Annotated in this window: 21 protein-coding genes; 18 read left to right on the forward strand and 3 right to left on the reverse strand. The window is 32.9% G+C overall.

The genetic code is table 11. The features are described from left to right. Nucleotides 1-3 precede the first annotated feature (3 nt). From ACQUQZ_RS12285 to ACQUQZ_RS12345, 13 genes are all read left to right on the forward strand, one after another. Nucleotides 4-1101 (forward strand): hypothetical protein, encoded by a 1098-nt coding sequence (locus ACQUQZ_RS12285; protein ID WP_435355234.1) that lies wholly within the window; start codon nucleotides 4-6, stop codon nucleotides 1099-1101. A gap of 214 nt (nucleotides 1102-1315) precedes the next feature. After that, complete coding sequence (locus ACQUQZ_RS12290; protein ID WP_435355235.1) at nucleotides 1316-2149, forward strand: ABC transporter permease; 834 nt, start codon at nucleotides 1316-1318, stop codon at nucleotides 2147-2149. A 102-nt stretch (nucleotides 2150-2251) separates the two neighbouring features. Then, the gene (locus tag ACQUQZ_RS12295) at nucleotides 2252-3496 is read left to right on the forward strand and encodes an ABC transporter ATP-binding protein (RefSeq protein WP_435355237.1); all 1245 of its coding nucleotides are present in this window, start codon (nucleotides 2252-2254) and stop codon (nucleotides 3494-3496) included. Between the two features lie 21 nt (nucleotides 3497-3517). Then, nucleotides 3518-4597 (forward strand): DegT/DnrJ/EryC1/StrS family aminotransferase, encoded by a 1080-nt coding sequence (locus ACQUQZ_RS12300; protein ID WP_435355239.1) that lies wholly within the window; start codon nucleotides 3518-3520, stop codon nucleotides 4595-4597. 12 nt (nucleotides 4598-4609) lie between these two features. Continuing rightward, nucleotides 4610-5590 (forward strand): glycosyltransferase family 2 protein, encoded by a 981-nt coding sequence (locus tag ACQUQZ_RS12305; RefSeq protein ID WP_435355240.1) that lies wholly within the window; start codon nucleotides 4610-4612, stop codon nucleotides 5588-5590. Continuing rightward, nucleotides 5587-6684 carry a glycosyltransferase family 4 protein gene (locus ACQUQZ_RS12310; protein ID WP_435355241.1) on the forward strand — a complete coding sequence of 366 codons (1098 nt, stop codon included), beginning with the start codon at nucleotides 5587-5589 and terminating at the stop codon, nucleotides 6682-6684. Before ACQUQZ_RS12305 ends, ACQUQZ_RS12310 begins: the two co-directional genes overlap by 4 nt. Before the next feature lie 5 nt (nucleotides 6685-6689). Further along, entirely contained in the window at nucleotides 6690-7268 is a 579-nt protein-coding gene (gene lpcA / locus ACQUQZ_RS12315) for a D-sedoheptulose 7-phosphate isomerase (protein WP_435355243.1), read from the forward strand. 5 nt (nucleotides 7269-7273) lie between these two features. Then, nucleotides 7274-8434, forward strand: coding sequence for a glycosyltransferase family 4 protein (locus ACQUQZ_RS12320; RefSeq protein WP_435355244.1), 1161 nt, complete (start codon nucleotides 7274-7276; stop codon nucleotides 8432-8434). 122 nt (nucleotides 8435-8556) lie between these two features. Continuing rightward, nucleotides 8557-9540, forward strand: a complete 984-nt coding sequence (locus ACQUQZ_RS12325) for a glycosyltransferase (RefSeq protein WP_435355246.1) — start codon at nucleotides 8557-8559, stop codon at nucleotides 9538-9540. After that, entirely contained in the window at nucleotides 9537-10757 is a 1221-nt protein-coding gene (locus ACQUQZ_RS12330) for a glycosyltransferase family 4 protein (RefSeq protein ID WP_435355247.1), read from the forward strand. The genes ACQUQZ_RS12325 and ACQUQZ_RS12330 overlap by 4 nt, the downstream gene beginning before the upstream one ends. Before the next feature lie 82 nt (nucleotides 10758-10839). Beyond that, nucleotides 10840-11739, forward strand: a complete 900-nt coding sequence (locus tag ACQUQZ_RS12335) for a hypothetical protein (protein WP_435355249.1) — start codon at nucleotides 10840-10842, stop codon at nucleotides 11737-11739. A 77-nt stretch (nucleotides 11740-11816) separates the two neighbouring features. Next, nucleotides 11817-12239, forward strand: a complete 423-nt coding sequence (locus ACQUQZ_RS12340) for an STAS domain-containing protein (RefSeq protein ID WP_435355251.1) — start codon at nucleotides 11817-11819, stop codon at nucleotides 12237-12239. Nucleotides 12240-12335: 96 nt separating this feature from the next. After that, nucleotides 12336-13247: a ribonuclease Z gene (locus ACQUQZ_RS12345; RefSeq protein WP_435355252.1), complete on the forward strand. Its 912-nt coding sequence runs from the start codon at nucleotides 12336-12338 to the stop codon at nucleotides 13245-13247. A 6-nt stretch (nucleotides 13248-13253) separates the two neighbouring features. On the opposite strand, the gene ACQUQZ_RS12350 is transcribed toward ACQUQZ_RS12345, so the two are convergent. After that, the gene (locus ACQUQZ_RS12350) at nucleotides 13254-13784 is read right to left on the reverse strand and encodes an acyl-CoA thioesterase (protein ID WP_435355254.1); all 531 of its coding nucleotides are present in this window, start codon (nucleotides 13782-13784) and stop codon (nucleotides 13254-13256) included. A 281-nt stretch (nucleotides 13785-14065) separates the two neighbouring features. Between ACQUQZ_RS12350 and ACQUQZ_RS12355 the strand changes: the two genes are divergently transcribed. The 5 genes from ACQUQZ_RS12355 to ACQUQZ_RS12375 all read left to right on the forward strand — a co-directional run bounded on the left by ACQUQZ_RS12355 (nucleotide 14066) and on the right by ACQUQZ_RS12375 (nucleotide 20360). Next, a complete protein-coding gene (locus tag ACQUQZ_RS12355) occupies nucleotides 14066-16159 on the forward strand; it encodes a nitrite reductase (protein WP_435355256.1) in 2094 nt (697 codons plus the stop codon). A gap of 44 nt (nucleotides 16160-16203) precedes the next feature. Then, nucleotides 16204-17085, forward strand: coding sequence for a sulfite exporter TauE/SafE family protein (locus ACQUQZ_RS12360; protein ID WP_435355258.1), 882 nt, complete (start codon nucleotides 16204-16206; stop codon nucleotides 17083-17085). A 105-nt stretch (nucleotides 17086-17190) separates the two neighbouring features. Continuing rightward, nucleotides 17191-17865 (forward strand): phosphoadenylyl-sulfate reductase, encoded by a 675-nt coding sequence (locus tag ACQUQZ_RS12365; protein WP_435355260.1) that lies wholly within the window; start codon nucleotides 17191-17193, stop codon nucleotides 17863-17865. 207 nt (nucleotides 17866-18072) lie between these two features. Beyond that, nucleotides 18073-19008, forward strand: a complete 936-nt coding sequence (gene cysD / locus ACQUQZ_RS12370) for a sulfate adenylyltransferase subunit CysD (protein ID WP_435355262.1) — start codon at nucleotides 18073-18075, stop codon at nucleotides 19006-19008. Between the two features lie 92 nt (nucleotides 19009-19100). Next, the gene (locus ACQUQZ_RS12375; RefSeq protein WP_435355264.1) at nucleotides 19101-20360 is read left to right on the forward strand and encodes a sulfate adenylyltransferase subunit 1; all 1260 of its coding nucleotides are present in this window, start codon (nucleotides 19101-19103) and stop codon (nucleotides 20358-20360) included. 110 nt (nucleotides 20361-20470) lie between these two features. On the opposite strand, the gene ACQUQZ_RS12380 is transcribed toward ACQUQZ_RS12375, so the two are convergent. Both ACQUQZ_RS12380 and ACQUQZ_RS12385 read right to left on the reverse strand, forming a co-directional pair. Beyond that, nucleotides 20471-21079, reverse strand: a complete 609-nt coding sequence (locus ACQUQZ_RS12380; RefSeq protein WP_435355266.1) for a hypothetical protein — start codon at nucleotides 21077-21079, stop codon at nucleotides 20471-20473. 236 nt (nucleotides 21080-21315) lie between these two features. Then, nucleotides 21316-21927, reverse strand: coding sequence for a glycosyl hydrolase 108 family protein (locus tag ACQUQZ_RS12385; protein WP_435355268.1), 612 nt, complete (start codon nucleotides 21925-21927; stop codon nucleotides 21316-21318). Nucleotides 21928-22243 lie beyond the last annotated feature (316 nt).

Genomic DNA, 22243 nt, shown 5'->3' on the forward strand with positions numbered 1-22243 from the left:
ACAATGGCAGAATACCAAACCATACAAGAAGAACAAATTAGTACGAAAGATTTAATTAAGAAAATCATTGGCGTATTTAATCTAATAGGAAGTCATTGGAAACTACTTCTTATCAGCATTGGATTAGGTTCACTAATAAGTATTCTTCTAGATATTAAAGACCTAAAAGAATCTGAATTTATTGGAGAAATCCAATTTAATTTAGAATCGGGTGGAAACGGACAAAATCCAATGGGTGGATTAGGCGGTCTTGCATCTGCTTTCGGCGTAGGTGGCATGGGTGGAGCAACTTCCAATGATTTATTTAGTGGTGGAAACTTTGGACTAATGGTTTCTTCAAAAGCTTTGTATGAAAAAGCATTAATGAAGGAAGTAACTATTGGTGGAAAAAAGACTTTATTCATCAATTTCTATAAAGATAGTAGTGATATTGCAAAAAAAGAATGGGGTGGTGATTTACTTCATGAACCAGATAAAAAATCAATAGCATATCGCTTTAAACTCAAGCAACCAAGTGAATTTACAAAGGATGAAAATATAATGATTGCTACCATTTATGAAAAATTGGCAGCTCAAACTCAACTTCAACCTTTGGATAAAAATGGATCAATTATGGTTTTGTCATGTATTACTAATAGTGAGTTATTGACAAAAGTTTGGTTAGAAACATTATTAACTTCACTTGAAGAGTTCTATATAGAAGTTCGTACTCGCAAAACAAGAGAAATTTATGACATTCAGGTAAACAGGCTTCGAGAATTGGAAGGAAAACTCAGCTCTACAGATAGGCAGTTGGCAACTACCAATTTTCAAAATTTGAATGCAGTTGACCCTACAGCTCCCATGAGGCAGCAACAATTGAATAGAAGTAATAATTTTATTTCTAATCAATATTATACTCAAATGGCAACTGTAGAACAATTAAAAATGGCATTGATCCATCAAACACCTCTATTTACTGTTTTACAACCTGTTCGTCTGCCTTTATTACAGAAAACATATTCAATTGGAGGCAATACTAAGACAGGTGCATTTTTAGGATTTTTCCTTTGTTTAGTAGTTATTATCTTTAGGAAAACATATCAAGAATTGATGAGTTAATTTTTTGTCATAAAAGTTTAAACATGTATAATCTGTGACTATCAGTGTTTAAACTTTTACAAATTGCATTAAAGCTATTATCAAATCATCAATTTTAAATGATAATTGAATTTAATAAAATACTTTTACGATGTTATTATAGATTTAGATTTAATAGTAAATATAATACCTAAATCTAAAATCGTAAATCCTATTTATTCTCAGGAGTTTTTAAATGAAAAAAGAAAACGAAATTATAATAAAAGCAGGAAAATCAGCACTTCATTATTGGCGTGAGGTATGGAGGCAAAGAGAATTGTTCTGGATTTTAGGTAAACGTGATGTAATGGTTCGTTACAAACAAAGCGTTTTAGGCATTTCTTGGGCTGTTATTCGTACTTTACTTACCACAATGGTGATGGTTTTTGCTTTTGGTAAAATAGCAAAATTAGAAGAAGGCTCAACAATTCCATATATGCTGGTTGTCATTCCGGGCGTAATCATTTGGTTGTTTTTTTCACAATGCCTTTTGCAAATTAGTAATAGTATTGTTGGGAATGGAAACCTTGTTTCTAAAGTGTATTTTCCTCGAATAATCATTCCTTTTAGTTCTCTTTTGGTAGGGCTTCTAGATGCTTTTATTGCCTTTGTCTTATTTTTTATCATTTGCCTTTATTACCAATTTTTACCTAATTGGCATATAATTTTCGCCCCAGTATTCTTGTTGTTAGCTTATTTGGGAGCATTTGGAGCAGGTCTTTTTGCTGCAACCTTGAATGTAAAATACCGAGATATTGGCCAAATTATACCTTTTGTAGTGCAATTTGGGTACTTTATTTCACCTGTTGCCTATTCAGTAGAAAAATACAAAAAAGAATGGTGGTACCCAATCTACAATCTCAATCCTGTTGCAGGTACAATTGATGGACTACGTTGGGCATTGTTGGGTGATTTTGCTCAATTCAATTGGCAAAGTTTTTTACCGATGCTCTTTTTTGTGGTAATATCTGTGATTGGTGCAATTTGGTTTTTCCGCAAAAACGAAAACTCATTTGTTGACTATATTTGAGATTTTTACACAAAAATCAACACATATATGATTTATAATAGTTTTTTGTAAGTAATAATACATTAACATTGCAATTAAATTTTCGGCACAAAAATTCTATAAATGAAGGCAATTTCAATAGAAAATATTTCAAAAAAATACATTCTTAGTCATAAAAAGAAAAAGTACCAAAACCTCAAAGAAACGGTTTCTGGCTTTGTAAGCGAACTTTTTACAAGTAAAGATGAAGAAGAAACCAAAGAAGTATTTTGGGCTTTAAGAAATATAAGCTTTAGCATTGATGAAGGCGACCGCATTGGAATTGTAGGAGCAAATGGAGCAGGGAAATCAACTTTGCTGAAAATTTTAAGTCGAATAACTGAACCTACACATGGAGAAGTCAAAGTTCGGGGTAGAATGGCGAGCCTACTCGAAGTAGGAACTGGTTTTCATCCTGAATTAACTGGTAGAGAAAATATTTTCTTGAATGGTGCTATTCTTGGAATGAAACAAAATGAAATTAGAAGCCAATTTGATGAAATTGTTGATTTTGCAGGAATTGAAAAGTTTTTAGATACACCCGTAAAACGCTATTCATCAGGAATGTACGTGCGATTAGGCTTTGCCATCGCTGCTCATTTAGAACCTGAAATTTTAATCGTGGATGAAGTTTTAGCAGTTGGTGATTCAGAGTTTCAGAAAAAATGTCTTGGCAAAATGAAAGACGTTTCAAGCAGTGGACGAACAATTTTATTTGTGAGTCATAATGTAACGGCAGTACAAGGATTATGTAATAAAGCTGCTTTTTTGCAAAAAGGCAATTTGATAAAATACGGTGAAGTAGGCGATGTATTGCATGATTATATGTCAAGCATCTCTAAATTTCAATTAAAACAACACTGGGAAACACCAGAAGAAGCTCCAGGTAATGATTTAGTTAGAATCAAAAATATCGAGGTTGTACCAGAGCTTATCGAAGGTAGTAAAAATATTGATGTTCGAACACCATTAAAAGTTAATTTCGAATTTTGGAATATGCTTGAAACTGCTCAATTGAATTTGAGCATGTTTCTCTATAATATGACTGGTGAATGTGTTTTTAATGTCGGAAGTCAGGCAAAAACATTTTCTAAAGGATTAATCAAAGGTACACTTGAGATTCCTGGTAATTTCTTAAATGATGGTTCGTATTACATTTCAGTAATGATTGTAAAAGATACTGCCGACCCGATTTACTTTATGGAGGATGCTATCAGTTTTGATGTAGCTGATTTTAGAGAAGGTACTAATTGGTATGGAAAATGGCCAGGGGCAGTACGACCTATCAATATTCCAATTCAGACATGGAAAATGGATGGATTGATTTAATAAATAATTAATAATTGAATCGTGACCATAAACGTAACAAAATCTTTTTTACCCCCTTTTGAAGAATACCAAGAAGCAATTAAAGGTATTTGGGAAAACACATGGCTAACTAATAATGGGCCTTTGGTCAGAAAATTAGAGGGTCAATTAAAAGAATATTTGGGCGTTGAAAATCTACTCTACGTAGGAAATGGAACGATTGCTCTACAAATTGCTGTAAAAGCATTAGAATTAAAAGGTGAAATCATTACGACCCCTTTTTCTTATTGTGCAACTACCACAGCCATTCTTTGGGAAAATCTTAAACCTGTTTTTGTTGATATTGAACCAGATACCTTCAATATCGATGCAAATTTGATTGAAGCTGCCATCACCGAAAAAACTTCTGCAATCTTGGCAACTCATGTATATGGCCGCCCTTGTGATGTTGAGAAAATTGATCAAATCGCAAAAAAATATAACCTAAAAGTGATTTATGATGGAGCTCATTCTTTTGGAGCAACTTATAAAGGAAAATCGGTTTTGTCTTACGGTGATGTTAGTACATGTAGTTTTCATGCTACTAAAGTTTTCCATACAATAGAAGGTGGTTCTGTCGTATCAAATGATAAAGATTTACATACAAAATTAGAATTATATAGAAGTTTTGGTCATAGAGGCGATGATTACTATTCGGTAGGCATTAATGCAAAAAACTCAGAATTTCATGCTGCCATGGGACTTTGTAACCTGCCAAAAGTTGAAGATATTATTGATAAAAGAAGAATTATTTCAGAAAAATATGATGCTTTACTGAATTGGGAGAAATTGAAAAGACCTACACAAAGTATAGCAGAATTTGAGTATAATTATGCCTATTACCCAATAATTTTACCTTCTGAAGGCAAATTATTTGAAGTAACTGAAGCTTTACAAAAAGAAGATATTACGCCAAGAAGGTATTTTTACCCTTCTTTGAATCAACTCCCCTATTTAGATTTTTACAATCCATGTCCAGTCTCTGAAAGCTATTCATTGCGGGCTTTGTCCTTGCCATTGTTCTATGATTTGGATTTAAATGATGTCGAAAAAATTTCAACAATCATTAATCAAACTCTTTAATCTCTCGCATCGTTGGTAACTGTTTCTATCATAATTGTCAATTATCGTACACCCGAACTAATTGTTGAATGTATCAAAACTATCAAACAATTTACCACGAACGTAAGCTATGAGGTAATTGTGGTTGATAATGCTTCAAAGGGAGATGATGAAAGATTTATAAAAACTCAATTTCCTGAAACTCGCTGGTTATCAATGAATTATAATGCAGGATTTGCCCGTGCAAATAATGCTGGTATGAGAATTGCTCAAGGGAAATATCTGCTTTTATTGAACTCAGACACAAAACTTTATGAACCAGTTATTGACCGTTGTGTAGCACAGTTAGAAGTTCGTCCTGATGTCATTGCCGGTGGAGCATATCAAGTTTTTCCAGATTTATCGCCACGAGCATTTTACCATACATTCACTTTCCGCAAAGATTTTTGGATTGTTCCTCCACAATTCAGAAAATACCTTGATATTTTCATCATACCAACCAAATATGATGACCCAGAGCAAGTTGATTATATTGCAGCAGCTTTTTTAATGGTAAGAAAAGAAGGCTTTGAAAAAACAGGTGGGTTTGATGAAGAGTTTTTTTTGTATGGCGAAGACACCGAATGGGGTTATAGACTAAGTAAAATAGGTAAATTATTGGTTTTTAAGGATTGTAATATCATTCATGAAGAATGGGGAAGCAAGCCCGAACGCTATGAGGAAGCTCAAAACTATACTTATTTTAATCGTTTCGACCTACAAATTCAATTATCTAACATTGTTTGGATAAGAAAACAATATGGCATTTTACATTTCTTTGCCCTGATGCTACACTATTGGTTGTGGATTCCCACTTTCTTTTTGATGAAAATTGTATCGAATTTATTAAAATTGAAGAATCCATTCGGTGAGCTTGAGAATCAAAAGAAATTTGCCAAGATGATTTCAACATTTTCTTCTTATTTTTGGCAAATTTTATTAAAAAAGCCAACTTTCTATAAAATCAATCAATGAATCAAAGTAAAATTCTCTTCATAACTCCTACGGGTGGACGAACTGGTTCTGAAATGCTACTTTGGTATTTGCTGAGTCGATTGTCAGGAAAAATAAAGACGGCTATCTATACCCGTATGAATGGAGAACTTTTCGCAAACCATTCTACAGCCGATCAAACTTTTATTAACCACGCAAAAAAAGGGTTTATTTATGGAATTTATGAAGGACTTTACCATAAACTATTCAAAATCACACCTGAAGAGAAAAAAGTTGAGAGAATTCAACGAAAAATAAAAGCCGATAAATGGTATTTGAATACTTTAACAATGCCAGAATTTGCTAAATTGGCACATCAATTAAAAGTTCCCTATTTTCTTCATGTCCATGAATTGGTGACAATTTATGATGAAATTAAGTATGAACCATTTAAGTTTCAATTAGATAATGCTGAAAAAATAATTTGCTGTTCGTCCATTGTGGAAACCCGAATCAAACAAATGGGTTATCAAAATACAATTTTATTGCACTCATTTATTGATACCGAAAAAATTTCAGTAAAACAATCGCCAAATCTGATAAGAGAGCAATTAAATGTACCTGTTGATGCTTTTATTTGGGTCATGTCTGGTTCTATGAATCTTAGAAAAGGTTATGATTTATTGCCTGATCTATTTCAGTTTTTACCTAAAAACACCTATATTCTTTGGTTGGGAAGTGTAAAAGAAACGGGAGTTTTACATTATATTCGTCAGCGAACAAAGCTTGAAAAGCTCAATTTTATTGAAATTGGTGAAAAATCTGATGAGTATTATGATTATCTCAATATTGCTGATGGTTTTGTTTTAATGGCTCGTGAAGATCCATTCCCTTTAGTGATGATGGAAGCGGCTTTTCTGCAAAAACCAATTGTTGGCTATAATTCGGGAGGAATTTCTGAATTTATCCAAGAAGGAATGGGTGGAGTAGTTGATAGTTTCAATCCAAAAGACTTGTCTGAATTAATGCTAAAAATTCAAAATCAATCAATTAAAATAGACAAAGAAAAATTAAAGAATAGGGCTTTGGAATTTGACATAAAAAACCAAATCGGCCGATGGGACAATATTTTCTAAAAAACATGAACAATTACAACGATATAGTAGGTGAATTACAGGAAGCTCAAAAAGTTTTAAATGACTTTATTGCTTCTCCTGAAAACATTAAAAACATCGAATTGGCGGCCGATTTGATGGCAAATTCAATAAAAAACGGACATAAAATTATTTCATGTGGCAACGGCGGCTCTCATTGTGATGCCATGCACTTTGCTGAAGAGCTTTCGGGACGTTATCGTGAAAATAGAAAATCATTAGCTGCTATTGCGATTTCAGATGTAAGTCATATTTCTTGTACAGGTAATGATTATGGCTTTGACTTCATTTTTTCGAGATTTATTGAAGGTTTGGGCAATAATGGTGATGTTTTGTTGGGAATAAGTACAAGTGGTAACTCACAAAATATTATCAATGCTACACTTGCTGCACGTGAAAAAGGTATGAAAGTCATTATTTTTTCTGGTAAAGATGGTGGAAAGTTAGCAGGAATGGCTGATGTAGAAATTAGAGTACCTCACTTTGGATATGCCGACCGTATTCAAGAAATTCACATTAAAGTCATTCATATTCTCATCATGTTGATTGAGAAAAAAGTATTATAAAAACAATGAAAATCCTTTTCATAAGTCATGATGCTAACCGAGCTGGAGCTCAACTTTTTTTGTTAAATATTATGCAATATTTGAGTAAAAAAGGCATTGGTATGCACTTGCTTTTGCTTGGTGAAGGAGTTTTAGAAAAAGATTTTAAAGAGATCTGTACTGTTCATCAATATCCAAAAGAAACTGGAACTAAGAATATTTACAAAAAAGCAATTTCAAAAATAATTTTAAAACAAAATAATCAAAAAGCACTATTAAATAATTTACTTCTTGCTGAAAATTTTGATTTAATCTACGCCAATACCATTGCAACTGCATGGGTCATGCCTGAACTTTTAGGCTTTCTTAAAATTCCTTTGCTGACGCACATTCACGAACTTGAATTTTCGATCCAATTATATTCTAATCAACAAGACAGAGAATTTTTATTAGCCAATACCACAAAACTTATCGCTTGTTCAAAAGCGGTTGCCCAAAACATCATTAAAAATCATCATTTTTCACCCGAAAAGATTGAAATAATCCATTCTTTTGTTGAGAATGAAAAAGTAATTTTACGGAGTCAAGAATCTGATAGTCAGAAAATTAGACAAAAATATAATTTACCTGCGGATGCTTTTTTAGTGGGTGGTTGTGGAAATGCTGAATGGCGAAAAGGAATTGACATTTTTGCATTAGTGGCATCAAATGTAGTAGAATTAGTAGAGAAGGAACGCTTGCATTTTGTTTGGATTGGCATAAAAAAAGAGGGTGAATATTATGAGCAAATTTGTTATGATATTGAAAAATTAGGGATTCAAAAGCATGTTACTTTTATTGAACAAACACCCGATGCCATCGAACTCATTACTTGTTTGGATATTTTTACCTTGGTTTCTCGTGAAGATCCCTTCCCTTTGGTTATGCTTGAAGCAGCTCTCTCCCAAAAAGCGATTGTTGGCTTTGAAAAAACTGGTGGTTGTTCGGAATTCATTGAAACAGATGCAGGAATGCTTGTACCTTATTTAAATACCCATCAGATGGCTTCAAAAATAATAGATTGTTACAAAAATCAATCTTCACTTGAGGTATTTGGAAAAAAAGCCAAAGAAAAAGTTTTGAAAAAATATAGTTTTGAAAACTCAGTAGTAAAAATTGAAGAATTATTAAGTTTAGTAAATTCATGACTTCGACTACACTCAATCACCGTAATTATAAGTCTTAATTCATCAATTATAATTCATCAATCGTTATTCGTAACTAGTCATTCGTTATTTGTCATTCGTAAATCCAAAATCGTCAATCATTTATGACACTCGCATTTACACTTTGTTCGGTCAATTATCTTGCTCAAGCACATACTTTGGGAGATTCATTGAAAGAACAAAATCCAAATATACATTTTATCATTGGTTTAGTAGATAAACTTGAAACCAAAGCAATCGACTTATCAAAATTACCCAACTATCCTCTTTTAGAGGTTGATAAAATTAATATTAAGGATTTTGAAGGAATGTGCGAACGATATGATATTACTGAGCTAAATACTGCAGTAAAGCCTTTTTATTTCGATTATTTCTTAAAAAATCACCCTGAATTTTCCAATATTATCTATTTCGACCCCGATATTATTGTATTTAATAAATTAACACACCTTACATCGAACTTAGAAAAATACAATATCGTTGTTACGCCACACATTACTACTCCATATAACGATAATTTATGGCAAAGTGAAGAAGACTTGATCAATACGGGCATTTATAACTTTGGTTTTGTCGCAATTAAACGTTCGGAAACATCACAAAGAATGATTCATTGGTGGTGTCAAAAACTTGAAAAGGAATGTAAAATTGACTTGTGTAATGGCCTATTTGTGGACCAACATTGGGGAGAGTTTTTTCCAGTTTATTTTGATAAAGTATTGATAGACAAGCATTTGGGAAACAATGTTGCTTATTGGAATTTACATGAAAGATTTTGTTTGGAAATTAATGGAAAATGGATGATTAATGAGATTTCTCCTTTACAGTTCTTTCATTATAGCGGATATTTGATTGCCAAGCCAAATGAAGTTTCAAAATATCAGAATAGAATCAATTTTGAAAACCGACCAGATATCGTTCCACTCTTTGAATTATACAAAAATCGTTTGTTGGAAAATAACGAACTTTATTGGAAAAACTTCAAGTGTGATTATATCAAACCTCCAAAAATTAAACGCTTTGTCAGGGTAAGAAAATATGCAAAATTACCTCTTGAAAAATTAGCTTCAATGATTGAATCTTTATGAAAATTGCAATTTGGCATAATCTTCCAAGTGGTGGTGGAAGCAGAGCTTTAAACTACCATATCAATGGGCTTCATCAACGGAATCACTATATTGAAATTTGGAGTAACTCTCCAGATGCCGATGGATTTATGCAAATTCCTATGGGAATCAAAGTTCATCAAATTCCTTTGATACGCAATAAAAAAATAAGTTTTAGAGATAAAATAAAGTCAGTTTTCTTTGAAAAAGACCAAAATATACTCGATATGGAAGCTCATTGCCAACGTTGTGCAGATGAGATAAATAATGGAGATTTTGATGTTTTATTTGCCAATAGTTGTTTTTATTATGCTGTACCATTTATAGCAAAATATATAAAAATCCCTAAAGTTTTATATCTTGGAGAGCCATTTCGCTTTTTTTATGAATCACTTCCACGCTTGGTTTGGGAAGCTCCACGAGGTGTGGCTGGTCAATTATTTCGTAGAAGTTACTGGTTGCCTATTTTAGAAGATTTATGGGTTGAAAGAAAAAACAGGGTGCAATTACGAGAAGAAAGAAAAAACTATGAGGCATTTGATAAAGTTTTAGTAAATTCAATATATTCAGCAGAAAGTTGTTTAAAAGCTTATGGTTCACCTGCCGAGGTTTGCTATTTAGGCATTGATTCAAGCATTTTTAAAGAAAATCAAATTGCTTCGTCCGATTATGTCATAGGTTTGGGTAATTTTTATATCAATAAAAATCCTCGTTTAGCCATCGAAGCACTCGCTGAAATGAAACAAAATAAGCCTAAACTTATTTGGGTTGCCAATATGGTGGATAAGGCTTACAGCCAAGAAATGTCTGAATTAGCTCAAAAACTAAATGTGAATTTTGAAATAAAAACGTTGGTCAATGATGAAGAATTAGTGTGCCTTTTATCGAATGCACTTTGCATGATTTATACTTCACAATTAGAACCTTTTGGGTTTGCACCGCTCGAAGCTAATGCTTGTGGAACACCCGTAATTGCACTACAAGAAGGAGGCGTAAAAGAAACGATTATTGATGGTAAAAATGGTTTTTTAAGTAATAGAAATCCACAGAAAATTGCGAAATATTTAGATTTTTTGGCTCAAAATAAAGATTTAAGAGAAGAAATGGGTATTTTTGCAGCTCAATATGTTCGTACTGAATGGACGCTCGAAAAATGTACCAATAATATTGAAAATGCACTCGAAAGCGTTCTAAAATAAATTCGTATCAACTAAAGGATCACATTTTACATTTTACATTTTACATTTTACATTTTACATTTTACATTTTACATTTCATACCTTGCCTTCAATACCTCTCATATTTACAGTTTGTTCTATCAATCAATTAGCTAATGCTTTTGTTTTGGGCGATTCTATTAAAGTCCAACACCCTCATTATCAATACTTTATAGGATTAGTTGATAAAGAATCAAATATTCCTAAATCAATAAAATCGCCTTATCCAATTATTGATATTGATAAAATTGAGATTCCAGCATTCAATGAAATGGCTGAAAAATATACTTATGATGAACTAACAGCCGATTGTAAGCCATTTTTTGCAAAATATTTTATTCAAAAAAGCGATAAAGTTATATATTTTGATTGTACTTCTTTCGTTTATCATACATTAGATTTTATTACTCAAACACTTGATAATCAAGATATTATTCTTGTGCCCCAATTGCTTTATGCAGGAAAGCATCCTGATGAAAAACAAATTTTGAATTCGGGAATTTATCATGCTGGATTTTTTGCTTTAAAACAAACATCGGAATCAACACGTTTTTTAAATTGGTGGAGCAATAACACCCAAAATAAAGGCTTTCGAGATTTGTGTAAAGGCTTAAATGCAGACCAGCTTTGGCTCGAACATGTTCCAGCTTTATTTGACAACGTTTATATCGAAAAACATGAAGGCTTGAATATTGGCACGTGGAATCTTTCAGAGAGAAAAATACAATATACTGATAATCAGCCTTTTATAAACAACAAACCAGTGATTTCAATCAATTTCAAAGAGTTGAAATACTGGAAAAAATATGAGCAAGGTTTAAATAAATATTCGAATAAAAATATAGAGAAAGTCAAGCCTAATTTTGGGCTTCCAAATCCGATTGAGAAACCTACACAAAAATTTATCGCAAATAAAGTTAGAAAAATCAATAATGTATTTGATTGGATTTTGGACAAAATTTAGGTCTATTTTAAAATCAATCGTACGTGAAAAGAAAAATTTCGCTTAAATTTGCGGAGTATTCCCAAATAGCATTTATTATGAATTATAGCATAGAAAAAACAGAACATTATGCACTTATTGAAATCAATGAGACTGCATTTGATAAAAAAATTACTCCTGAATTTGAGAAATTAGTTGTTGTGCTTTATCGTGAGGGTATCAATAACATGGTTGTTGATTTTAGTAAAATTACTGAAATTGATGACGCTGGGTTATCTTTGATTCGCAAGGCCACTAAAGTTTGTCGCACCGAACAAGGTTTATTTATTATTTGCACAAAAGACGATGATCTACTTGATTTGATTGATGCAGAAAAAATCCCCGAACTCGTTACGTTACCAACCACTGATGAAGGAATTGATGCTGTTTTTATGAATGATTTAGAAAATGATTTTCGTGAAGAACATGACGACGAATTTGATTTAGGCGAAGACAATGGCTTCACTGAAGGCAAATTTTGATTTAGTCCACAGTCAACGGACAACCGTCCACCGAAAATACACACTAACCACTTACAAGTACCATTGACTATTGTCCGTGGACTATCGACTAAAAGAATGAATTTTGAATTTTTAGTACTTGGCACTGGCTCTGCCACACCAGTAGTTAATCGCCATCCATCTGCTTTTTTATTATCAATTGAAAATGAATCTTTCTTGATTGATTGTGGTGAGGGTACTCAATATCGCCTACTTGAACATAAGGTTAAATCTTCTCGTATTAGACATATTTTTATTAGCCATTTGCATGGCGACCACTATTTTGGTTTAATCGGTTTGCTTTCAAGCTGGAATCTTAACCAACGAAAGGAAAGTTTAACCATTTTTGCCCCAAGAGGATTGGCAGAAATTTTAACTATTCAATTCAAACATTCAGATACTAAACTCAACTTCAAAATTACTTTTGTAGAAACTGAAACAGAAAAAATTGACTCGATTCTTGAAACCAATTTAGTGACAGTTGAAACAATACCTTTGCATCATCGAATTCCTTGTTGTGGCTTTTTGTTTCGTTCAAAAGCCTCTAAAAGAAAGATTTTAGCAGAAAAACTACCCGATAATTTCCCAATTCCTTATATCAAAATGTTGAAAGATGGTTTGGATGTAAGTGACGAATTAAGTGGAGAAGTTTACCTCAATCATGAATATACTACAGTAGGTTCAGTTTCAAAATCATTCGCTTATTGCTCTGATACCGCTTACAACGAATTGAAAATCAAGCAGTTACAGAACATTGATGCCATTTACCACGAGGCTACATTTACTGAATCAGAATTAAAACGTGCCGAACAAACAAATCACTCGACAGCAAAGCAGGCGGCAAGTATTGCAAATCAAATCAATGCCAATCAATTAGTCATTGGTCATTATTCTTCACGTTACAAAAATTTAGACGAGCATCTTTCTGAAGCAAAATCAGTTTTTGAAAACACTTTTCTTGCCGAGGAAGGTAAAGTATATAAAATTTAATTTGCTTTAAAGCGAAGATTGTTTCTCTAATAATTCTTGCTTTACGGCCTTTATTCTTTGGTTAAAAGTGGTATTTTTAAAATCAATTCCTTGTTCACAAGTAGCTGATAAATAATCAGTTACACTTTTTTGATGCGGCACTCTCCTACCCGTTTCGACACTTACGTATTTACTGGTTGTCCACATGAAATTTTTCAATTCAGTTTTGCTTTCGTCGGTCATAAAATATTCAGTCACAACTGTATCATCATCAAAAAAGATAATTCTTGAAAATATTTTCACCCATTCACTTACCAATGCTGGTCGGATGTAGGATATTTGATGCTGATAAACGACCCAACTGGTGCGGTAGTTTTTGAAAATTTCTGAAAACTTAAATTCATACAATTTCGCAGCTTGGTCTTCTCGGGCGTTGAAATAATAATCAAAATATTTAGAATTATTCAGATGCTGCAAAGGATCGCAATCTTGAAAGCGAATAATTGCTCTTGATTCAGTAACTTTAGGATATTCCTTTCCAGGTATTTTCTCAAACATAATTTATTACTCTTTTGATATTTTGATTTGTCATTGCACAACAAAATTAGCTTAGTATTTACTAATAAACAAGCCAAGAAACCTTACAACAATATGATGCATTTTCTTTAAAATCAATATTTCTCAATTCATTAGTGAAATATTCTCAAAAAACAACAACTAAAGTATTACTAAATAGCTTATTATTAACCATTTACAAGAAATTTTCAAAATTATCACCATATAGTCTATAATTATTATAGATTTTATATAACTTTGTACCGTAAAACAAAATAAAAATTATGCAAAGTTTTCGGACAGAGTTAGAAAATCCTTTAGTCGAAAAAGACATTATAGATTTAGAGCGAAAAATTAGATTATTCCGTGAAGGGAAAATCCATGAGGAGAAGTTTCGTAGTTTGAGATTAGCACGTGGTGTTTATGGGCAACGTCAACAAGGCGTTCAGATGGTGAGAATAAAATTGCCTTATGGTAAAATGACTTTGGCTCAATGGAAAAGAATCGCTGATATATCTGATGAATATTCTACTGGAAACCTTCACTTTACTACTCGTCAAGATATTCAAATTCACTTTGTAAGTTTAGAAAGAACTCCTGAATTGTGGGCTAAATTAGAAGAAGAGAATGTTACTTTGCGTGAAGCCTGTGGAAATACTGTAAGAAATATCACAGCCTCTCCAACAGCAGGCATTGATCCTAATGAACCTTTTGATGTAACGCCTTATGTTCATGCTACATTTGAATATTTCCTTCGTAATCCTGTTTGTCAAGAAATGGGACGTAAATTCAAAATGTCATTTTCAAATACAGACGATGATACAGCTTTGAGTTATATGCACGATTTGGGTTTTATTCCAAAAATGCAAGATGGTAAGCGTGGTTTTAAAATCATGCTTGGTGGTGGCTTGGGAGCTCAACCTCAATTAGCTCATTTAGCTTATGAATTTTTAGAAGAAGATGCTATCATTCCGTTTGTTGAAGCAGTTTTAAGAGTTTTCGACCGTCACGGAGAAAGGAATTCTCGTCATAAAGCACGTTTGAAATTCTTAATTGCCAAAATCGGTTTTGATGCCTTCATGGAATTGGTTGAAGCAGAAAAACTTTCTTTAAAAGTTAAAACTTTTAAAGTAGATACTGAAAAGTTTGAGCAAAAAATATCTACTGATAGTGAAAAAAACAATTCTGAACTCAGCACTCAGAATTCAGAACTTTACAACGCTTGGCTTAAGACCAATGCTTTTGCACAAAAACAAGCTGGATATTTTGGCGTTTTTGTAAGAGTGCCTTTAGGAAATATTTCAAGTACAGTTTCTCGTAGTTTGATTGAAAAATTGGCTGGTTATGTAGCAGATGATGTACGTGTAACAGTCAATCAAGGACTTTTATTGCGTTTTGTAAAAGAGGAAAATTTACCTTATATATTCAATTTATTAAGTGAATATAATTTAGCTGCTCCAGGTGCCAATAGCATTGCTAATATCACTGCTTGTCCAGGGACAGATACTTGTAATTTGGCTATTTCAGATAGTACAAGTATTACTTTGGAATTTGAGAAAGTTTTGCGTGAAGATTTCCCTGAATTAGTTGAGGAGAACAACATGCAAATCAAAATTTCAGGTTGTATGAATGCTTGTGGTCAACACAGCATGGCACACATTGGTTTTCATGGAAGTTCTTTAAAAGCTGCTGGAAAAGTGCTTCCTGCTCTCCAAGTACTTTTAGGTGGTGGAACTATCGGAAACGGACAAGGAAGAATCGCGGATAAAGTGATTAAAATACCAAGCAAGCGTGGTCCACAGTTATTAAGAATTATCTTAAATGATTATGAAGCCAATGGATTTGAAGGTGAATATTTTAATGATTATTACGACCGTCAAGGGGAAAAATATTTTTATGCTTTATTGAAGCCATTGGCAGATTTAACGACTTTAATTGATACAGATTTTGTCGATTGGGGACGTGATGAAATTTTCCAAACCGAAATCGGTGTGGGTGAATGTGCCAGTGTGATTATTGATTTAGTTGCGACGATTTTCTATGAATCAGAAGAAAAAATAGCATGGGCAAAAGAAGCTTACGGCGAAAGCCGTTGGGCAGATGCCATTTATTATGCTTATCAATCGCAAATAAATACTGCTAAGGCTATTTTGCTTGAAAAAAATATAAGTTCTAATACGCAACACGGAATTATCTCTGAATTCGATAAGCATTTTACTGATGAATTTGAGGGTAATTTCAAAGAACAAGTTTTGCAAATCAATCAAAATGAGCCGAGTCAAGCATTTGCACTTGCCTATATCACAACATCAGAAAATTTCTTAAAACAAACCATGATTGTTCGTGAATCATTAAGGAATGAGTTTGCAGTTGCATAAAATAAAACTTTCGTCAATAGTTTGGTCGAATATTAAACATTAATATGAAAAGAATTGCCATTGCATTAAGTGAAAATGTACAAATGAAATTCATTGCCTACGCAATGATTTTTATGAAATTCTCGCTTTTAGCTATTTTAGCGTATCGAATTATTACAGGAATTAATACATTCCAATTTTCAATCGATACCATGTTCTTATATTTTGTAGGAATTGGTTTTTTAGCTCAATTGGTTGATGGAGCATTGGGTATGGCTTATGGTGCTTCATGCACATCAATGTTGATGGGCTTAGGAGTTCCTCCTGCTTATGCAACTGCCAGCGTCCATACTGCCGAAGTGTTTACAACTGGAGTATCTGGACTTTCGCACATTTATTTTGGCAATATTGACAAAAAACTTTTCTTCAGAATTGTATTAACTGGCGTAGTTGGTGCCATGATTGGTGCATACTTAATATCTGATGTATTTGATGGGAAGGCAATAAAGCCTTACATTGCAATATATATGATTATTTTGGGTGGTATCATCATTTCAAAAGCATTTAAGAAACGTCCAACCGAACCACAGAATAAAAACTTAGGTCTTTTAGGTTTCTTTGGTGGATTTTTAGATGCCGTTGGTGGTGGGGGTTGGGGGCCTTTGGTAACCTCGAATCTTATCAGCAAAGGTAATGCACCTAAAGAAGCCATTGGTACTGTTAATACAGCAGAGTTTTTTGTTTCTTTTTTTAGCACTGGTGTATTTATGCTATTCATTGATATTCAAGCTTGGCAAGCCATTGCGGGTTTAATTATTGGTGGCGTTTTTGCAGCTCCGTTAGGTGCATTTTTAGTAAAACTTTTTCCACCAAAAACTATTATGATTTCTGTAGGTGTATTAGTTGTATTACTAAACATTTGGAATTTAGCGAAGGCGTGGCTTTAATGAATAGTGAATTTCCCGAATGACAAGTTACGAATTTATTTTATGTTTATTTTTTAACTTGAAATTCTTTGTTCGTCATTCGTCACTCGTAATTTGTAAATTGTTATGATAGAAACATTAGAAAAGCTCTCTCTTGAAGAAAGTCTCAATTTTTTAGCCAATAATCATCCCAATAAGGTGGTTTTCTCCACCTCATTGGGTCAAGAAGACCAAGTAATAACTGATGCTATTTTCAAAAATAACATCAATATAAAAGTATTTACACTTGATACTGGACGACTTTTTCAAGAAACTTACGAGTTAATTGACCGTACTCGTTCACGTTACAAGAAAAATATTGAGATTTATTTTCCAAATACTGAAAAAGTACAACAATTGACCACTAATAAAGGCCTAAATAGCTTCTATGAGTCGGTTGAGAATAGAAAAGAATGTTGTTTTATTCGTAAGATTGAGCCTTTAAAAAGAGCTTTAGCAGGTGCAGAAGTTTGGATTACAGGCTTACGTGCCGAACAATCAGAAAATCGTCATGATATGAAGATTTGGGAATGGGACGAAGGTAATAATGTTTGGAAATTTAACCCATTGATTCATTGGACTTATGAGGATGTTTTGAAATACATTTCAGCAAACAAAGTTCCTGACAATCCACTTCATCGAAAAGGTTTTATTAGCATTGGCTGTCAGCCTTGTACACGTGCAATTGGCCCAGAAGAACATCCAAGAGCTGGTCGTTGGTGGTGGGAAGAATCTAAAAAAGAATGTGGACTTCATGCTTGATTTATGAGGTTAGAGGTACGAACAAGACGCCATTGCGATTACAAATAAGAAGTCGTATATTTGTACTTTGATATTCTGCATAGAGACAAGCAATTCAAAGCGTAAAAAGTTATAAAGAATAAAGAAATTTTAAGAATTCAGATGCGAATTAGTTAATTATTGTGCAATAATTAACCAATTCGCAATTCATAAATCGTAATTCCATCAATGAGTACAATTTCAGAAATATCAACGGTATATCAAGCAAATGATACTTCGTTTCCAAGAGAATTGGAAGATGAGGCAATTTATATTTTAAGAGAAGTAGCCTCCCAATTTGAAAAGCCTGCGATTCTTTTTTCAGGTGGAAAAGATTCGATTACTGTTGTCCGATTAGCTCAAAAGGCTTTTTATCCTGCAAAAATTCCATTTGCATTATTGCATGTAGATACTGGTCATAATTTCCCAGAAACGATTGAGTACCGTGATTGGTTGGTGAATAAATTAGGATTGGAACTTCACGTTCGATATGTTGAAGATTCAATCAAACAAGGCAAAGTAAAAGAAGAAACGGGTAAATATGCCAGTCGAAATGCCTCTCAAACAGTAACACTTTTGGATGCTATTGAAGAATTTAAGTTTGATGCTTGTATTGGAGGAGCCAGACGTGATGAAGAAAAAGCAAGAGCAAAAGAGCGTATTTTTTCTGTAAGAGACGATTTTGGTCAATGGGATGCAAAAAAACAACGCCCAGAACTATTTGATATGCTCAATGGAAAAATTGAATTAGGTGAAAATGTTAGGGTTTTCCCCATTTCAAATTGGACTGAATTAGATGTTTGGAACTATATCAAAGAAGAAGAGCTAAGAATCCCTTCTATTTATTTTACACATGAACGAGATGTTTTTGAGCGTGATGGCATGATTTGGGCAGATTCTGAATTTATCAATAAATCAGAAGATGAAATTCCATACAAAACCCAAGTACGTTTCAGAACAGTTGGTGATATGACTTGTACGGCGGCTGTTGCCTCAACAGCAGATAATTTGGATGATGTAATCGGAGAGATTCTTTCAGCTCAAATTTCAGAACGTGGTGCAAGAATTGACGACAAACGCTCTGAAGCAGCGATGGAAAAACGTAAACAAGCAGGATACTTTTGATAGTTCTGAGTTCTGAGTTTAGAGTGCTGAGTTATTTTTTCTCAGAAACTCCAATTCAGAACTCAGCACTCTAAACTCAGAACTTATTTAAAATGGATATATTAAGAATAGCAACAGCAGGATCGGTAGATGATGGAAAAAGTACACTCATCGGACGCTTGCTTTATGAAACAAATTCGATTACAAAAGATAAAATAGAAGCACTTGAATCAGCATCTAAACGAAAAGGACTTGATTTTTTAGACCTTTCTTTGTTGACTGATGGTTTGATTGCTGAACGTGAACAAGGTATTACAATTGATGTAGCACATATTTATTTCAGTACTCCCAATCGTAAATACATCATCGCTGATACACCTGGTCACTTTGAATATACAAGAAATATGGTTACGGGTGCATCAAACACTTCCGTTTCAATCATATTAATTGATGCCCGAAATGGTGTTGTTGAGCAAACCAAACGACATTTTTATATTTCTTCGATGCTACGCATTAAAAATATTGTTGTAGCTGTCAATAAGATGGATTTGGTAGATTATAGCCAAGAACGTTTTGAGGCAATTAAAACTGAACTTTTGGCCATTGCTGAGCAAGTGAGCTTTAAAGGACAAAATTTGCAATTTATTCCTATTTCATCATTGTACGGTGAAAATTTAGTTAGAAAGTCAGCCGAAACACCTTGGTACCAAGGTGAAACATTGCTTGATACTTTAGAAAAAGTAAGCTCCCAAAACGCCGAACTAAGTACCATACAAGCTCGTTTCCCAGTTCAGCAAGTGATTAGACCCAAAACTGAAGATTTCCATGATTTCAGAGGCTATGCAGGAAAAATTGCCAGTGGTAGCTTTTTGGTTGGAGATTTAGTCGAAGCATTACCAAGTGGGCAAATTAGTAAAATAAAAACAATTGAAAAATTTGGTCAACAATTGGAATTGGGCAAAGCAAAAGAATCTGTTGTCATTACACTTGAAGATAATATTGATGTAAGCAGAGGAAATATGTTAGTTAAAGTTGGAGAAACCCCTCCTTCTTTAAAAGAAATTCAAGCAAAAATTTGTTGGTTAGATAGTACAATATTATCGGTTGGTAAATCGTATCTATTACAACACGGTATCAACCGAGTGAAGGCAAAAGTGACAAAAATCAATACTTTGATTGACATCAAAGATATGACTTTGAACAATACACCAGCAGCAGATGGTGGCATCAAGCTCAATGAAATTGGTTGGATAACTGTAAAAACCGCTAATCCAATTTATGCTGATAAGTATGAAGATAATCCAGCTAACGGCTCTTTCATTTTAATTGATGAAATGAGTAATAATACAGTAGGCGTAGGATTTGTAGAATAAAGATACAAGTACAACAGATTTATATTAATTACTCATCAACTAACTTCCGAAAACATATAGTTTAGGTAAGTTGAAAAATAGACGGCTAACTTGGCTGTCTTTTTTTTTGCCTATTTTACATCATCAGCCGTGGATTGTTCGGTTTGTTTTTTCGCTTTTGGTAGTACAATATAGTCTTCTACGATATTACCTTCTTCTTCTCGTTGTTCTTCCATATAAAAAGACTTTGCTCTTTTAAACCATCCTTTGTTTATACGAGCATCTTTTCGAGTACGATAATAACGAAGTCGATACTCTACGTATGGATTTACAATATCTTCAGGATGTTCAAAACTATTGGCAACATTTACATCCTCAAGCGATAAAATGCCATCTTGTGCTACACCAATAATTTTTTCAAAAGCCGTAATATTTCTATTATCTTTACCAACACCTGCATTTATGAGATGATCTATAAAAACTTCAGCTACTTCCTGACTTGTGAAACGATTTCCATAATAGCGATCCCAATAATAGTGGCGATGTATATATAATGCTTCACTTTTGGAAAAAATTTTGTTTCCCCAAATTGGTTTATGGATACCATACCCCTCTCCTTCAAATTTTAAAAGTTTCGGAGCATATTTATTAAATGAAGCTCCTTGATTAATAAATATTACGCAAATAAATGATAAAATGCTGATAGCCAGCAAAGAGAAAATCGCTTTTTTTAAGTTCATTGTGAATTTTTTTCAGTCAAAGCAAATACAAGCAATAATTATACCGCTAAATAAGGTTAAAAAAATAAATTCGAGTAGAATTGAATAATAGGCTAAATTTCAGTAGGTTAAAAAATGACAAGCAATTTATCAATTGAAGAATAATAAAATTCTATCTAATAGAAGCTAAATAAAAATACGATTGCTAATACAACGAATTTTGTACTAACAATCGTATTAATTTTGAAAATTTTTGATTATTTTCTTACAAGAAGTTCATCATCGAATAATTCGAGACATTCATTAACTTCTACTTTAATTAACATTTTAGGTAATATTAAACAATCTGCTAACGAGCAGCCATCTTTATCAATTATCATAAAGCTTTTCGCTCTTCTTGTCCAACCAGGGTATTTATGGTAGTTTTTTCTTGACTGATAATAAAAGAGGCGATAATTAACAAATGGATTAATAATTTTTTCAGGAATAGAAATACGATTGGCAACTTTAATGTCCTCACGAGACAAAACCCCATTCTGTTCTACACCAAGAATTGCTTCGAAAGCCTTGATATTTACACTTTCTTTTCCTTCACCTGCATTGATTATATGGTCAATAAATACCTCAGCAACAGCTTGACTTTTAAATAAATCTGCATGATATTTGTCCCAGTAAAACTTTTTATGAATGCTATATGCTTCATTTTTTGTAAAAAGTTTATTTCCCCAAACTGCTTGATGAATTCCGTAGCCATTACCTTCAAATTTCATTAATTTAGCAAAGTATTTTTCGAATGAAGCAGCTTTAGAAAACTGGAAAGAAAGAGCGAGTAACAAGGTTGTCAAAACCTTCTTTTGTGTTTGTGTCATATTAGATTCACGATGGTACAATACAAAGTAAAACATAATATCTTGATAATCAAGCAATTATCCATATTATTTATTAAGTGGCAAAGCAATCTGTTCTAATTTTAACATTAAATCATTAAATATTACCATAAGTGATCATACATTAAAGTATTTATTATATCTTTCTAAAATGCTAAACACTTAAAACTAACTTCAGAAAAAAGCGTTGAATTTCTTAGTTGATAATTAAATAATTCCAGATTTAATATTTTATTATTGTTAAATTGTTGTTTTCATCTTTGTATTTTTCCTATAATATTTGTTGTTAAAACAAGTA

Source organism: Emticicia sp. SJ17W-69, assembly GCF_051209875.1.
GTDB lineage: Bacteria > Bacteroidota > Bacteroidia > Cytophagales > Spirosomataceae > Emticicia.